This window comes from Streptomyces sp. BBFR51, from assembly GCF_044591655.1.
GTDB lineage: Bacteria > Actinomycetota > Actinomycetes > Streptomycetales > Streptomycetaceae > Streptomyces.
In genome coordinates, this window is record NZ_CP172448.1 from 5,100,843 (window position 1) to 5,114,481 (window position 13,639).

Below are 13,639 nucleotides of genomic sequence, written 5' to 3' on the forward strand. Positions count from 1 at the left end.
GGGACAACCATGGAAGCCAGGGCCCAGGCGCGGTACATCCGCGTCACGCCCATGAAGGCCCGCCGCGTGGTGGACCTCATCCGTGGCATGGATGCCACGGAGGCTCAGGCGGTCCTGCGTTTCGCCCCGCAGGCCGCGAGCGTGCCGGTCGGCAAGGTGCTGGACAGCGCCATCGCCAACGCCGCGCACAACTACGACCACACCGACGCCGACAGCCTCGTCATTTCCGAGGCGTACGTCGACGAGGGTCCGACCCTGAAGCGGTTCCGGCCGCGCGCCCAGGGCCGTGCCTACCGGATCCGCAAGCGGACCAGCCACATCACCGTGGTCGTCAGCAGCAAGGAAGGAACCCGGTAATGGGCCAGAAGGTAAACCCGCACGGGTTCCGGCTCGGCATCACCACCGACTTCAAGTCGCGTTGGTACGCCGACAAGCTGTACAAGGACTACGTCAAGGAAGACGTCGCCATCCGTCGGATGATGACGTCCGGCATGGAGCGCGCCGGCATCTCGAAGGTGGAGATCGAGCGCACCCGTGACCGCGTGCGGGTGGACATCCACACCGCCCGTCCCGGCATCGTCATCGGCCGCCGCGGCGCCGAGGCCGACCGCATCCGCGGTGACCTGGAGAAGCTGACCGGCAAGCAGGTCCAGCTGAACATCCTCGAGGTCAAGAGCCCGGAGACGGACGCTCAGCTGGTGGCCCAGGCCGTCGCCGAGCAGCTGTCCTCCCGCGTCTCCTTCCGTCGCGCCATGCGCAAGAGCATGCAGGGCACGATGAAGGCCGGCGCCAAGGGCATCAAGATCCAGTGCGGTGGCCGCCTCGGTGGCGCCGAGATGTCCCGCTCGGAGTTCTACCGCGAGGGCCGTGTGCCCCTGCACACGCTCCGCGCGAACGTGGACTACGGCTTCTTCGAGGCCAAGACGACCTTCGGCCGCATCGGTGTGAAGGTCTGGATCTACAAGGGCGACGTCAAGAACATCGCCGAGGTCCGCGCCGAGAACGCCGCCGCCCGTGCCGGCAACCGCCCGGCCCGTGGTGGCGCCGACCGCCCGGCCCGCGGTGGCCGCGGTGGCGAGCGTCGTGGGCGCAAGCCGCAGCAGCAGTCGGCCCCGGCCGCCGAGGCCCCCAAGGCCGAGGCTCCGGCCGCCGCTGCCGCTCCGGCCGAGGCCTCGTCCTCTTCTACTGGCGGAACGGAGGCCTGACCGAAATGCTGATCCCCCGTAGGGTCAAGCACCGCAAGCAGCACCACCCGAAGCGTCGTGGTCAGGCCAAGGGCGGTACCACGGTTGCGTTCGGCGAGTACGGCATCCAGGCCCTCACTCCGGCGTACGTGACCAACCGCCAGATCGAGGCCGCCCGTATCGCGATGACCCGCCACATCAAGCGTGGCGGCAAGGTCTGGATCAACATCTACCCGGACCGCCCGCTCACGAAGAAGCCGGCCGAGACCCGCATGGGTTCCGGTAAGGGTTCTCCCGAGTGGTGGATCGCGAACGTGCACCCGGGCCGGGTCATGTTCGAGCTGTCCTACCCCAACGAGAAGATCGCCCGTGAGGCGCTGACCCGTGCGGCCCACAAGCTGCCGATGAAGTGCCGGATCGTCAAGCGCGAGGCAGGTGAAGCGTGATGTCGGCCGGTACCAAGGCGTCCGAGCTGCGCGAACTGGGTGACGAGGAGCTTCTGGCGAAGCTTCGCGAGGCCAAGGAAGAGCTGTTCAACCTCCGCTTCCAGGCGGCGACGGGTCAGCTCGAGAACCACGGTCGGCTCAAGGCCGTCCGTAAGGACATCGCGCGGATCTACACCCTGATGCGTGAGCGCGAGCTGGGCATCGAGACGGTGGAGAGCGCCTGATGAGCGAGAGCAACGTGACTGAAGAGACGAAGGCCTCCCGCGGCTTCCGCAAGACCCGTCAGGGTCTGGTCGTCAGCGACAAGATGGACAAGACCGTCGTCGTCGCCGTCGAGGACCGCGTGACGCACGCGCTGTACGGCAAGGTCATCCGCCGTACCGAGAAGCTCAAGGCCCACGACGAGCAGAACGCCGCGGGTGTCGGCGACCGCGTCCTCCTCATGGAGACCCGGCCGCTGTCCGCGACGAAGCGGTGGCGCGTCGTCGAGGTCCTCGAGAAGGCCAAGTAGGCAATTCGCGTAAGCGAATTCCAGAAATGCGCCTGCGGGGCAAACCCACGCAGGTCAGTTCCGCCAGGCTCGGCAGGGGTTCTCGTACTGAGACCCCTGCCGGGAACCGGCAGACAAACAGGAGATAGACGTGATCCAGCAGGAGTCGCGACTGCGTGTCGCCGACAACACTGGTGCGAAGGAAATCCTTTGCATCCGTGTGCTCGGTGGCTCCGGTCGCCGCTACGCGGGCATCGGTGACGTCATCGTCGCCACCGTCAAGGACGCGATCCCCGGCGGCAACGTGAAGAAGGGTGACGTCATCAAGGCGGTCATCGTTCGCACCGTCAAGGAGCGCCGCCGTCCCGACGGCTCGTACATCCGCTTCGACGAGAACGCCGCTGTCGTTCTGAAGAACGACGGCGACCCTCGTGGCACCCGTATCTTCGGCCCGGTGGGCCGTGAGCTGCGCGAGAAGAAGTTCATGAAGATCATCTCCCTCGCGCCGGAGGTGCTGTGAGCATGAAGATCAAGAAGGGCGACCTGGTCCAGGTCATCACCGGCAAGGACAAGGGCAAGCAGGGCAAGGTCATCGCGGCCTTCCCCCGTGAGGACCGTGTCCTGGTCGAGGGTGTCAACCGGGTCAAGAAGCACACCAAGGCCGGCCCGACCGCTCGCGGTTCGCAGGCCGGCGGCATCGTGACCACCGAGGCTCCGGTCCACGTCTCCAACGTCCAGCTGGTCGTGGAGAAGGACGGCAACAAGGTCGTCACGCGCGTCGGTTTCCGCTTCGACGACGAGGGCAACAAGGTTCGCGTTGCCAAGCGGACGGGTGAGGACATCTGATGGCTACCACCACCACTCCGCGTCTCAAGACGAAGTACCGCGAGGACATCGCGGGCAAGCTGCGTGAGGAGTTCTCCTACGAGAACGTCATGCAGATCCCCGGCCTCGTCAAGATCGTGGTCAACATGGGTGTGGGCGACGCCGCCCGCGACTCCAAGCTGATCGAGGGTGCCATCAAGGACCTCACCACGATCACCGGTCAGAAGCCGGCCGTCACCAAGGCCCGCAAGTCCATCGCGCAGTTCAAGCTGCGCGAGGGCCAGCCGATCGGTGCCCACGTCACGCTCCGTGGCGACCGCATGTGGGAGTTCCTGGACCGCACCCTGTCGCTCGCGCTGCCGCGCATCCGCGACTTCCGCGGTCTGTCCCCCAAGCAGTTCGACGGCCGTGGCAACTACACCTTCGGTCTCACGGAGCAGGTCATGTTCCACGAGATCGACCAGGACAAGATCGACCGCACCCGGGGTATGGACATCACCGTGGTGACCACGGCGACCAACGACGCTGAGGGCCGCGCGCTCCTTCGTCACCTCGGCTTCCCCTTCAAGGAGGCGTGAGCGAGATGGCGAAGAAGGCTCTGATTGCCAAGGCTGCTCGCAAGCCCAAGTTCGGTGTCCGCGGCTACACGCGCTGCCAGCGCTGCGGCCGTCCGCACTCCGTGTACCGCAAGTTCGGCCTGTGCCGCGTGTGCCTTCGTGAGATGGCTCACCGTGGCGAACTGCCGGGCGTGACCAAGAGCTCTTGGTAATCCGGTAATTCCGGGTTATTCAGACTCTCGGTAAGCATCTGGGTGGAAGAGGCCCGGCTCCGCATGCCTTAGGCTTGTGGGGTTGGGCGTCTGCCGCCCCGAACGCCCGCAGGCAGCGCCTGCAAATACATGCTTACTACGCCGTAGGTCCACCGCGCCGCACCCGTCCCGTCTCGGATCGGGGAGAGGGATGGCGCACCAGGAAACCACGGCGAGAGAGGCCGAAGGCCAATTCATGACCATGACTGATCCGATCGCAGACATGCTTACGCGTCTGCGGAACGCGAACTCGGCGTACCACGACTCCGTGACGATGCCGGCGTCCAAGATCAAGTCTCACATCGCGGAGATCCTCCAGCAGGAGGGCTTCATCACCGGCTGGAAGACCGAGGACGCCGAGGTCGGCAAGAACCTCGTCCTCGAGCTGAAGTTCGGCCCGAACCGTGAGCGCTCCATCGCGGGCATCAAGCGGATCTCCAAGCCCGGTCTCCGGGTGTACGCGAAGTCCACCAACCTGCCCAAGGTGCTGGGTGGCCTCGGCGTGGCGATCATCTCCACGTCGCACGGGCTCCTCACTGGACAGCAGGCCGGCAAGAAGGGCGTAGGCGGAGAAGTTCTCGCCTACGTCTGGTAGCGGAAGGGAACGGAGGAAACAGCTATGTCGCGCATCGGCAAGCTCCCCATCGCGGTTCCCGCCGGCGTGGACGTCACCATCGACGGCCGTACGGTCGCGGTCAAGGGCCCCAAGGGTTCGCTGACTCACACCGTCGTGGCGCCGATCGACATCGCCAAGGGTGAGGACGGCGTGCTGAGCGTCACCCGCCCCAACGACGAGCGTCAGAGCAAGGCCCTGCACGGCCTGTCCCGCACGCTGGTGGCGAACATGATCACCGGCGTGACCCAGGGTTACGTGAAGAAGCTCGAGATCAGCGGTGTCGGTTACCGCGTGCTCGCCAAGGGTTCGAACCTGGAGTTCTCCCTCGGCTACAGCCACCCGATCCTCGTCGAGGCCCCCGAGGGAATCACCTTCAAGGTGGAGAACCCGACCCACTTCTCGGTCGAGGGCATCGACAAGCAGAAGGTCGGCGAGGTTGCGGCCAACATCCGCAAGCTGCGCAAGCCCGACCCGTACAAGGCCAAGGGCGTCAAGTACGAGGGCGAAGTCATCCGCCGCAAGGTCGGAAAGGCGGGTAAGTAAGCCATGGCATACGGACAGAAGATCCTCAAGGGCGACGCCTACAAGCGCGCCGCGATCAAGCGCCGTCACATCCGGATTCGCAAGAATCTCTCGGGTACGGCGGAGCGTCCCCGTCTGGTCGTTACCCGCTCGAACCGCCACATCGTGGCCCAGGTGATCGACGACCTCAAGGGTCACACCCTTGCGTCGGCGTCCACCCTGGACACCTCGATCCGTGGTGGCGAGGCGGACAAGTCCGCGCGGGCCAAGCAGGTCGGCGCCCTGGTCGCAGAACGCGCCAAGGCCGCCGGCATCGAGGCCGTCGTGTTCGACCGTGGTGGCAACCAGTACGCCGGGCGCATCGCCGCTCTGGCGGACGCCGCCCGCGAAGCCGGACTGAAGTTCTGAGCCGCCCGTCGCGGCAGCGACTGATGTCGCTGCGCAGCGCCGGAAACAGAGAGAGGTAATTCCAATGGCTGGACCCCAGCGCCGCGGTGGCGGTGCCGGTGGCGGCGAGCGGCGGGACCGGAAGGGCCGTGACGGTGGCGCAGCCGCCGCCGAGAAGACCGCTTACGTTGAGCGCGTAGTCGCGATCAACCGCGTCGCCAAGGTTGTGAAGGGTGGTCGTCGCTTCAGCTTCACCGCGCTGGTCGTGGTGGGCGACGGTGACGGCACCGTGGGTGTCGGATACGGCAAGGCCAAGGAGGTGCCGGCCGCCATCGCCAAGGGTGTTGAGGAGGCCAAGAAGCACTTCTTCAAGGTCCCCCGCATCCAGGGCACCATCCCGCACCCCATCCAGGGTGAGAAGGCTGCCGGCGTCGTGCTGCTCAAGCCCGCGTCCCCGGGTACCGGCGTTATCGCCGGTGGTCCGGTGCGTGCGGTGCTCGAGTGCGCCGGTATCCACGACATCCTGTCGAAGTCGCTCGGCTCCGACAACCAGATCAACATCGTGCACGCGACCGTGGAGGCCCTCAAGGGCCTGCAGCGTCCCGAGGAGGTCGCGGCCCGCCGTGGTCTGCCGCTCGAGGACGTCGCCCCCGCGGCTCTTCTCCGCGCACGTGCCGGGGCGGGTGCGTAATCATGGCGCAGCTCAAGATTACGCAGGTCAAGTCCTACATCGGCAGCAAGCAGAACCACCGTGACACCCTGCGTTCCCTTGGTCTCAAGGGGATCAACACGCAGGTCGTCAAGGAGGACCGCCCCGAGTTCCGCGGCATGGTGCACACCGTCCGCCACCTCGTGTCGGTCGAGGAGGTCGACTGATCATGGCGGAGAACAACCCGCTCAAGATCCACAACCTCCGTCCCGCCCCGGGCGCCAAGACCGCCAAGACCCGTGTGGGTCGTGGTGAGGCGTCGAAGGGTAAGACGGCCGGTCGTGGTACCAAGGGCACGAAGGCCCGTTACCAGGTTCCGGAGCGCTTCGAGGGTGGCCAGATGCCCCTCCACATGCGTCTTCCGAAGCTGAAGGGCTTCAAGAACCCGTTCAAGACCGAGTTCCAGGTCGTGAACCTCGACAAGCTGGGCGCGCTGTACCCCGAGGGTGGCGAGGTCACCGTCGAGGGCCTCGTGGCCAAGGGTGCCGTTCGCAAGAACAGCCTCGTCAAGGTCCTCGGCCAGGGCGAGATCTCCGTGGCGCTGCAGGTGACGGTCGACGCCGTCTCCGGCTCCGCCAAGGAGAAGATCACCGCCGCCGGCGGTACCGTCACCGAGCTCGTCTGAGTCCTTCAGGCGCCTCGATGACTTGAGCGATCCCGACCGGGGATACCCCACAAAAGGGGTATCCCCGGTTGGTCGTTCCAAGGGAAGTGCTCCCGCCGGTAAGGTGGCCTGCGCTGCCCTCTTTCACGGGTGCGTCACATGAGGCACTCTGAGCGGCGGTCCACCGTTACTCACTTAGTCGTCTACTCACTCAGCCGTCAGTCGAACCTCAAGACCGTCACCCTTGACGCAGTAGCGCGGGGGTCGCAGGAGGCACCGTGCTCACCGCGTTCGCCCGGGCGTTCAAGACGCCCGACCTGCGCAAGAAGCTGCTCTTCACGCTCGGCATCATCGTGGTGTACCGACTCGGTACCCACATCCCCATTCCAGGTGTCGACTACAAGAACGTCCAGGAGTGCGTGGACCAGGCGTCCGGCAACCAGGGCCTCTTCGGCCTGGTCAACATGTTCAGCGGTGGCGCCCTGCTGCAGATCACGGTCTTCGCGCTCGGCATCATGCCGTACATCACGGCGAGCATCATTCTGCAGCTGCTCACCGTCGTGATCCCGCGTCTGGAAGCCCTCAAGAAGGAGGGCCAGGCGGGTACGGCCAAGATCACGCAGTACACCCGTTACCTGACCGTCGCGCTCGCCATCCTTCAGGGCACCGGCCTGGTGGCCACCGCCCGCAGCGGCGCCCTCTTCTCCGGCTGCACCGTCGCCGGCCAGATCGTCCCCGACCAGGCGATCTTCACCACCGTCGTCATGGTCATCTGCATGACCGCCGGTACCTGCGTCGTCATGTGGCTCGGTGAGCTCATCACCGACCGCGGCATCGGCAACGGCATGTCGATCCTGATGTTCATCTCGATCGCCGCGACCTTCCCGTCGGCCCTGTGGGCCATCAAGAAGCAGGGTGAGCTGGCGGGCGGCTGGATCGAGTTCGGCACGGTGATCCTCGTCGGCCTGGTCATGGTCGGCCTGGTCGTCTTCGTGGAGCAGGCGCAGCGCCGCATTCCGGTGCAGTACGCGAAGCGGATGATCGGCCGCCGTTCCTACGGTGGTACCTCGACGTACATCCCGCTCAAGGTGAACCAGGCGGGTGTCATCCCCGTCATCTTCGCCTCGTCGCTGCTCTACATTCCGGCGCTGATCGTCCAGTTCTCGAACTCGCAGGCGGGTTGGGCGACCTGGATCACCAAGAACCTCGCCGACACGGCGGCGACGCCGCACATCATTCTGTACTTCTTCCTCATCGTGTTCTTCGCCTTCTTCTACGTGGCCATCTCGTTCAACCCCGAGGAAGTCGCGGACAACATGAAGAAGTATGGTGGCTTCATCCCGGGCATCCGGGCTGGCCGACCGACCGCTGAGTATCTGAGCTACGTACTCAACCGGATCACCTGGCCGGGTTCGCTGTACTTGGGTCTGATCGCTCTCGTCCCGACAATGGCGTTGGCTGGTTTCGGGGCAAACCAGAACTTCCCGTTCGGTGGCACCAGCATCCTGATCATCGTGGGTGTCGGTCTCGAGACGGTGAAGCAGATCGAGAGCCAGCTCCAGCAGCGCAATTACGAAGGGTTCCTCCGCTGATGCGAATCGTCCTCGTCGGGCCGCCGGGCGCCGGAAAGGGAACGCAGGCCACCCGCCTTGCCGAGACGCTGCACATTCCGCACATCTCCACGGGCGACCTGTTCCGCGCGAACATCAGCCAGCAGACCGAACTGGGCAAGCTCGCGAAGTCCTACATGGACGCCGGCAATCTCGTGCCGGACGAGGTCACCATCGCCATGGCGAAGGACCGCATGGAGCAGCCCGACGCCGAGGGCGGCTTCCTGCTGGACGGCTTCCCGCGCAACGTCTCCCAGGCCGAGGCGCTGGACGAGCTGCTCGAGACCGAGGACATGAAGCTCGACGCGGTGCTGGACCTGGAGGCCCCGGAGGACGAGGTCGTCAAGCGGATCGCCGGCCGGCGCGTCTGCCGCAACGACTCGGCCCACGTCTTCCACGTGACGTACACGCCGCCGAAGAAGGAAGACGTCTGCGACGTCTGCGGCGGCGAGCTGTACCAGCGGGACGACGACTCCGAGGAGACGGTCCGCAAGCGGCTGGAGGTCTACCACACGCAGACCGAGCCGATCATCGACTACTACAAGGCGCAGGGCCTGGTCGCCACCATCGCGGCGACGGGCCCCGTGGACGAGGTCACCGGCCGCGCGCTGGAGGCGCTCAAGCGCGACAAGTAGTTCTCAGCCCTGGCTGCGGCCGCGGTCCCTCGCTCAGGGGCCGCGGCTGTGCTGTGTGGGGCGGGTGGCGCCCGCCCCGTATCGTTGGAAGCGTTCCCCGTCCCCTCCGGTCGAGAAAGGCCGCAGCCCCCATGGTGCAGATCAAGAGCCCCGAGCAGATCGCCAAGATGCGTGAGGCGGGGCTGGTCGTCGCCGCCATCCACGCGGCCACGCGCGAGGCGGCCGTCCCCGGTGCCACGACCAAGGACCTGGACCAGGTCGCGCGCAAGGTGCTCGCGGAGCACGAGGCCAAGCCGAACTTCCTCGGGTACGGCGGCTTCCCCGCCACGATCTGCACCTCGGTGAACGAGGTCGTCGTCCACGGCATTCCGTCCGACGACGTGGTCCTCAAGGACGGCGACATCATCTCCATCGACTGCGGCGCGATCATCGACGGCTGGCACGGCGACGCCGCCTACACGGCCTTCGTCGGCTCGGGTCACGCCCCGGAGCTGGTGGAGCTCTCCCGGGTGACCGAGGAGTCGATGTGGGCGGGCATCGCGGCCATGAAGCAGGGCAACCGGCTGGTCGACGTCTCCCGGGCCGTGGAGACCTACATCCGCCGCCAGCCCAGGCCCGGCGGCGGCAAGTACGGGATCATCGAGGACTACGGCGGCCACGGCATCGGCACGGAGATGCACATGGACCCGCACCTGCTGAACTACGTCGACCGCCGCCGAGGCAAGGGCCCCAAGCTCGTCCCCGGCTTCTGCCTCGCCATCGAGCCGATGGTCTCCCTGGGCACCCCGCGCACCGAGGTCCTGTCGGACGAGTGGACGGTCATCACCACCGACGGCACCTGGTCCTCCCACTGGGAGCACTCGGTGGCCCTGACCGAGCAGGGCCCCCTGGTCCTGACGGCCCCCGACGGCGGCAGGGCGAAGCTGGCGGAGCTGGGCGTCACGGCGGCGCCGGACCCGCTTGCCTGACTGCCGCCCGGCCACGACCGCCGGTCGGAGGCCGGCGCAGCCGCTCGAAGCATGTGAGGCGCCCTCGGCGCCGAGCCCGCGAGAGCGGCATGAAGGATTGGTCGGCGGCAGGGCGAAGCTGGCGGAGCTGGGCGTCACGGCGGCGCCGGATCCTCTTGCATAACGATCTCGTATCCGGGGCAGACTTCCTCGTTTCGCCTTTCCGGGTGTGCTGACGTAGACTGACTCGTCGGCTCCCGTGCACCCGCATGTCTGCGTTCAAAGGTTGATATGCGATACGGCGCACAGGAGTCGATCAAGGTAGTCGATTCGAAGGGCGAAGCGTGGCCAAGAAGCAAGGTGCCATCGAGATCGAGGGCACTGTCGTCGAGTCTCTTCCGAACGCCATGTTCAAGGTCGAGCTCCAGAACGGCCACCAGGTCCTGGCACACATCAGCGGCAAGATGCGCATGCACTACATCCGCATCCTCCCTGACGACCGGGTCGTGGTGGAGTTGTCTCCGTACGACCTGACGCGTGGCCGGATCGTCTACCGGTACAAGTAGATCTTGCCCACGTCCCGCGTGCCTCGCGCGCGGGTCCGCCGGCAACTGACCCGGAGAACCTCACACCCATGAAGGTCAAGCCGAGCGTCAAGAAGATCTGCGACAAGTGCAGGGTGATCCGCCGTCACGGTCGGGTCATGGTCATCTGCGACAACCCGCGCCACAAGCAGCGCCAGGGCTGAAGCACGACCGTTCCCTCCGCGATTCGCAGGACTTCGCGCGACGCGAGCTGAATTTGTTCATACGCAGAACCCGGACGCCCAGGCGTCCGACACCCCCGGTTCGGAGGCCGGGGACCCGAGTCGTACCAAGTCTTCGAAATGAAGGCGCCGGCGACCGGGACCCGGTTCTGTGGAAGACCTCCGACAACCAACTGGAGCCATTGAATGGCACGCGTTTCCGGTGTTGACATCCCGCGCGAAAAGCGCGTCGAGATCGCCCTCACCTACGTGTTCGGCATCGGCCGGACCCTCTCGCAGCAGACGCTCGCTGCCACCGACGTGGATCCGAACACCCGTGTTCGGGACCTCTCGGAGGAGCAGCTCGTCGCGATCCGCGAGTACGTCGACAACAACATCAAGACCGAGGGTGACCTCCGCCGCGAGGTCCAGGCCGACATCCGCCGCAAGGTCGAGATCGGCACCTACCAGGGTCTGCGCCACCGTCGTGGTCTGCCCGTCCGCGGTCAGCGCACCAGCACCAACGCTCGCACCCGCAAGGGCCCGCGTCGCGCCATCGCCGGCAAGAAGAAGCCGGGCAAGAAGTAGTCCGCAGCGGACTCGCCGTCCAGCGGTCTTCGCTGTAGGACCGACCACCTCCCGTAGGAGAACGACATGCCCCCCAAGGGACGTCAGGGCGCTGCCAAGAAGGTGCGCCGCAAGGAAAAGAAGAACGTCGCTCACGGCCACGCGCACATCAAGAGCACGTTCAACAACACGATCGTGTCCATCACGGACCCGACCGGCAACGTGATCTCCTGGGCCTCCGCCGGCCACGTCGGCTTCAAGGGCTCCCGGAAGTCCACGCCGTTCGCCGCGCAGATGGCCGCCGAGTCGGCTGCCCGCCGCGCCCAGGAGCACGGCATGCGCAAGGTCGACGTGTTCGTCAAGGGCCCGGGTTCCGGTCGTGAGACCGCCATCCGCTCCCTCCAGGCGACCGGCCTCGAGGTCGGCTCGATCCAGGACGTCACGCCCACCCCGCACAACGGCTGCCGTCCGCCGAAGCGTCGTCGCGTCTGACGCACCGGTCGGCTCGGCTTCCGGCTGGGGGTGTGGGGGTTATCCCCCACATGTCGCGGCACGGCTGCCGTCCGCCGAAGCGTCGTCGCGTCTGATCTCGCTTCACCGCTTCACCGTTTCATCGCGTCACCAGGGTTTCCGGGCGGTACGGCTCTTTCGGGTCGTATCGCCCGTACCCTTGCAGTACTGGTCGGGCGTCAAATAGCGGGCGCCCCTGACTGAAGGATTCACGCATGCTGATCGCTCAGCGTCCCTCGTTGACCGAAGAGGTCGTCGACGAGTTCCGCTCCCGGTTCGTCATCGAGCCGCTGGAGCCGGGCTTCGGCTACACCCTCGGCAACTCCCTGCGCCGTACGCTCCTCTCCTCGATCCCGGGTGCGGCGGTCACGTCCATCCGCATCGACGGTGTCCTGCACGAGTTCACCACCGTGCCGGGCGTCAAGGAGGACGTCACCGACCTGATCCTCAACATCAAGCAGCTGGTCGTGTCGTCCGAGCACGACGAGCCCGTTGTGATGTACCTGCGCAAGCAGGGCCCGGGTCTGGTCACCGCCGCCGACATCGCGCCCCCGGCCGGTGTCGAGGTGCACAACCCCGACCTCGTCCTCGCCACGCTCAACGGCAAGGGCAAGCTGGAGATGGAGCTGACCGTCGAGCGCGGTCGCGGCTACGTCTCCGCCGTGCAGAACAAGCAGGTCGGTCAGGAGATCGGGCGCATCCCGGTCGACTCGATCTACTCGCCGGTCCTCAAGGTCACGTACAAGGTCGAGGCCACGCGTGTCGAGCAGCGCACCGACTTCGACAAGCTGATCGTCGACGTCGAGACGAAGCAGGCCATGCGTCCGCGCGACGCCATGGCGTCGGCCGGCAAGACCCTCGTCGAGCTGTTCGGTCTCGCCCGCGAGCTGAACATCGACGCCGAGGGCATCGACATGGGTCCGTCCCCGACGGACGCCGCGCTGGCCGCCGATCTGGCGCTGCCGATCGAGGAGCTCGAGCTCACCGTTCGGTCGTACAACTGCCTCAAGCGTGAGGGCATCCACTCCGTGGGTGAGCTCGTCGCGCGTTCCGAGGCGGACCTGCTCGACATCCGCAACTTCGGTGCGAAGTCGATCGACGAGGTCAAGGCCAAGCTCGCGGGCATGGGTCTGGCCCTCAAGGACTCGCCTCCCGGGTTCGACCCGACCGCCGCCGCGGACGCCTTCGGCGCGGACGACGACGCGGACGCCGGGTTCGTGGAGACCGAGCAGTACTAGAGCTCGGGTTCGACGGTCCGTTTTCGGCTGCCGGCCGGCTGTGGCTGGTCGCGCAGTTCCCCGCGCCCCTTAGGGGCGCGGGTCTCCGACGGGCGACCGCCCGCTCGGATACTGACCTCGGTACCTGATACGGCCGGGGCAGACACCTAGGAGAAACACCATGCCGAAGCCCACCAAGGGTGCCCGTATGGGCGGCAGCGCCGCGCACGAGAAGCTGCTCCTCGCGAACCTCGCGAAGGCGCTGTTCGAGCACGGCCGGATCACCACCACCGAGGCGAAGGCGCGCAAGCTGCGTCCGTACGCCGAGCGTCTGGTCACCAAGGCGAAGAAGGGCGACCTTCACAACCGCCGTCAGGTGCTCCAGGTGATCACGGACAAGAGCATCGTCCACACGCTCTTCACCGAGATCGGCCCGCGCTACGAGAACCGTCCCGGTGGCTACACCCGCATCACCAAGATCGGTAACCGCCGTGGCGACAACGCGCCCATGGCCGTCATCGAGCTGGTCGAGGCGCTGACCGTGTCGCAGCAGGCCACCGGCGAGGCCGAGGCCGCGACCAAGCGTGCCGCCAAGGACGCCGAGGGCTCCGCCGAGGTTTCCGAGGCCAAGGTCGACACGACCAAGGCCGACGACGAGGCTGCGGCCGAGGAGTCGAAGGACGCGTAAGCGTTCTGCCGGAGGCTGTGTGTCGGCGGCTGCGGCTTCGTCGTGGCTTGTCGCGCCCACGCGGCGGAGCCGCATATCGAGCACAGCCCCGCGCCCCTTTGGGGCGTTTGCGGGTCCGTCCTTTCAAGG

At 66.5% G+C, this 13,639-nt stretch carries 24 protein-coding genes; all 24 read left to right on the top strand.

Annotation, left to right across the window (positions count from 1 at the left end; genetic code table 11):
- The first annotated feature begins 9 nt into the window (after positions 1 to 9).
- The 24 genes from rplV (at position 10) to rplQ (ending at position 13,510) form a co-directional block, all read left to right on the top strand.
- Positions 10 to 357: a 50S ribosomal protein L22 gene (rplV, locus tag ACGH7X_RS23395; protein WP_030619142.1), complete on the top strand. Its 348-nt coding sequence runs from the start codon at positions 10 to 12 to the stop codon at positions 355 to 357.
- On the top strand, positions 357 to 1,205 hold the full coding sequence (gene rpsC, locus ACGH7X_RS23400; protein ID WP_399887593.1) for a 30S ribosomal protein S3: 849 nt from the start codon (positions 357 to 359) through the stop codon (positions 1,203 to 1,205). The genes rplV and rpsC overlap by 1 nt, the downstream gene beginning before the upstream one ends.
- A 5-nt stretch (positions 1,206 to 1,210) precedes the next feature.
- Complete coding sequence (gene rplP, locus ACGH7X_RS23405) at positions 1,211 to 1,630, top strand: 50S ribosomal protein L16 (RefSeq protein WP_004927269.1); 420 nt, start codon at positions 1,211 to 1,213, stop codon at positions 1,628 to 1,630.
- On the top strand, positions 1,630 to 1,854 hold the full coding sequence (gene rpmC, locus ACGH7X_RS23410; protein ID WP_003998824.1) for a 50S ribosomal protein L29: 225 nt from the start codon (positions 1,630 to 1,632) through the stop codon (positions 1,852 to 1,854). Before rplP ends, rpmC begins: the two co-directional genes overlap by 1 nt.
- Positions 1,854 to 2,141: a 30S ribosomal protein S17 gene (rpsQ, locus tag ACGH7X_RS23415; protein ID WP_217167010.1), complete on the top strand. Its 288-nt coding sequence runs from the start codon at positions 1,854 to 1,856 to the stop codon at positions 2,139 to 2,141. Before rpmC ends, rpsQ begins: the two co-directional genes overlap by 1 nt.
- 130 nt (positions 2,142 to 2,271) lie before the next feature.
- Positions 2,272 to 2,640, top strand: coding sequence for a 50S ribosomal protein L14 (gene rplN / locus ACGH7X_RS23420; RefSeq protein WP_006376015.1), 369 nt, complete (start codon positions 2,272 to 2,274; stop codon positions 2,638 to 2,640).
- 2 nt (positions 2,641 to 2,642) lie between these two features.
- The gene (rplX, locus tag ACGH7X_RS23425; RefSeq protein ID WP_217167011.1) at positions 2,643 to 2,966 is read left to right on the top strand and encodes a 50S ribosomal protein L24; all 324 of its coding nucleotides are present in this window, start codon (positions 2,643 to 2,645) and stop codon (positions 2,964 to 2,966) included.
- Entirely contained in the window at positions 2,966 to 3,523 is a 558-nt protein-coding gene (gene rplE / locus ACGH7X_RS23430) for a 50S ribosomal protein L5 (protein ID WP_399887596.1), read from the top strand. The genes rplX and rplE overlap by 1 nt, the downstream gene beginning before the upstream one ends.
- Before the next feature lie 5 nt (positions 3,524 to 3,528).
- Positions 3,529 to 3,714 (top strand): type Z 30S ribosomal protein S14, encoded by a 186-nt coding sequence (locus ACGH7X_RS23435; RefSeq protein ID WP_003948630.1) that lies wholly within the window; start codon positions 3,529 to 3,531, stop codon positions 3,712 to 3,714.
- A gap of 235 nt (positions 3,715 to 3,949) precedes the next feature.
- Positions 3,950 to 4,348 carry a 30S ribosomal protein S8 gene (gene rpsH, locus ACGH7X_RS23440; RefSeq protein WP_031041548.1) on the top strand — a complete coding sequence of 133 codons (399 nt, stop codon included), beginning with the start codon at positions 3,950 to 3,952 and terminating at the stop codon, positions 4,346 to 4,348.
- Between the two features lie 24 nt (positions 4,349 to 4,372).
- Entirely contained in the window at positions 4,373 to 4,912 is a 540-nt protein-coding gene (rplF, locus tag ACGH7X_RS23445) for a 50S ribosomal protein L6 (protein ID WP_328562192.1), read from the top strand.
- A gap of 3 nt (positions 4,913 to 4,915) precedes the next feature.
- Positions 4,916 to 5,299 (top strand): 50S ribosomal protein L18, encoded by a 384-nt coding sequence (gene rplR / locus ACGH7X_RS23450; RefSeq protein WP_399887599.1) that lies wholly within the window; start codon positions 4,916 to 4,918, stop codon positions 5,297 to 5,299.
- 64 nt (positions 5,300 to 5,363) lie between these two features.
- Positions 5,364 to 5,969, top strand: a complete 606-nt coding sequence (gene rpsE, locus ACGH7X_RS23455; RefSeq protein ID WP_073725073.1) for a 30S ribosomal protein S5 — start codon at positions 5,364 to 5,366, stop codon at positions 5,967 to 5,969.
- 2 nt (positions 5,970 to 5,971) lie between these two features.
- The gene (gene rpmD, locus ACGH7X_RS23460; RefSeq protein ID WP_006140898.1) at positions 5,972 to 6,154 is read left to right on the top strand and encodes a 50S ribosomal protein L30; all 183 of its coding nucleotides are present in this window, start codon (positions 5,972 to 5,974) and stop codon (positions 6,152 to 6,154) included.
- 2 nt (positions 6,155 to 6,156) lie between these two features.
- Entirely contained in the window at positions 6,157 to 6,612 is a 456-nt protein-coding gene (gene rplO, locus ACGH7X_RS23465) for a 50S ribosomal protein L15 (protein ID WP_053746341.1), read from the top strand.
- A gap of 257 nt (positions 6,613 to 6,869) precedes the next feature.
- On the top strand, positions 6,870 to 8,183 hold the full coding sequence (gene secY, locus ACGH7X_RS23470) for a preprotein translocase subunit SecY (RefSeq protein WP_399887602.1): 1,314 nt from the start codon (positions 6,870 to 6,872) through the stop codon (positions 8,181 to 8,183).
- Positions 8,183 to 8,836: an adenylate kinase gene (locus ACGH7X_RS23475; RefSeq protein WP_399887604.1), complete on the top strand. Its 654-nt coding sequence runs from the start codon at positions 8,183 to 8,185 to the stop codon at positions 8,834 to 8,836. Before secY ends, ACGH7X_RS23475 begins: the two co-directional genes overlap by 1 nt.
- A 131-nt stretch (positions 8,837 to 8,967) precedes the next feature.
- Positions 8,968 to 9,804: a type I methionyl aminopeptidase gene (map, locus tag ACGH7X_RS23480; RefSeq protein WP_399887606.1), complete on the top strand. Its 837-nt coding sequence runs from the start codon at positions 8,968 to 8,970 to the stop codon at positions 9,802 to 9,804.
- A 323-nt stretch (positions 9,805 to 10,127) separates the two neighbouring features.
- Positions 10,128 to 10,349 (top strand): translation initiation factor IF-1, encoded by a 222-nt coding sequence (gene infA, locus ACGH7X_RS23485; RefSeq protein ID WP_003948620.1) that lies wholly within the window; start codon positions 10,128 to 10,130, stop codon positions 10,347 to 10,349.
- Positions 10,350 to 10,417: 68 nt separating this feature from the next.
- Complete coding sequence (gene rpmJ, locus ACGH7X_RS23490; RefSeq protein WP_003974245.1) at positions 10,418 to 10,531, top strand: 50S ribosomal protein L36; 114 nt, start codon at positions 10,418 to 10,420, stop codon at positions 10,529 to 10,531.
- Between the two features lie 204 nt (positions 10,532 to 10,735).
- Positions 10,736 to 11,116 carry a 30S ribosomal protein S13 gene (gene rpsM / locus ACGH7X_RS23495; RefSeq protein ID WP_399887608.1) on the top strand — a complete coding sequence of 127 codons (381 nt, stop codon included), beginning with the start codon at positions 10,736 to 10,738 and terminating at the stop codon, positions 11,114 to 11,116.
- 66 nt (positions 11,117 to 11,182) lie between these two features.
- A complete protein-coding gene (gene rpsK, locus ACGH7X_RS23500) occupies positions 11,183 to 11,587 on the top strand; it encodes a 30S ribosomal protein S11 (RefSeq protein WP_003948617.1) in 405 nt (134 codons plus the stop codon).
- 233 nt (positions 11,588 to 11,820) lie between these two features.
- A complete protein-coding gene (locus ACGH7X_RS23505) occupies positions 11,821 to 12,843 on the top strand; it encodes a DNA-directed RNA polymerase subunit alpha (RefSeq protein ID WP_003966937.1) in 1,023 nt (340 codons plus the stop codon).
- A 160-nt stretch (positions 12,844 to 13,003) separates the two neighbouring features.
- Positions 13,004 to 13,510, top strand: a complete 507-nt coding sequence (rplQ, locus tag ACGH7X_RS23510; protein WP_399887610.1) for a 50S ribosomal protein L17 — start codon at positions 13,004 to 13,006, stop codon at positions 13,508 to 13,510.
- The last annotated feature ends 129 nt before the right edge of the window (positions 13,511 to 13,639 follow it).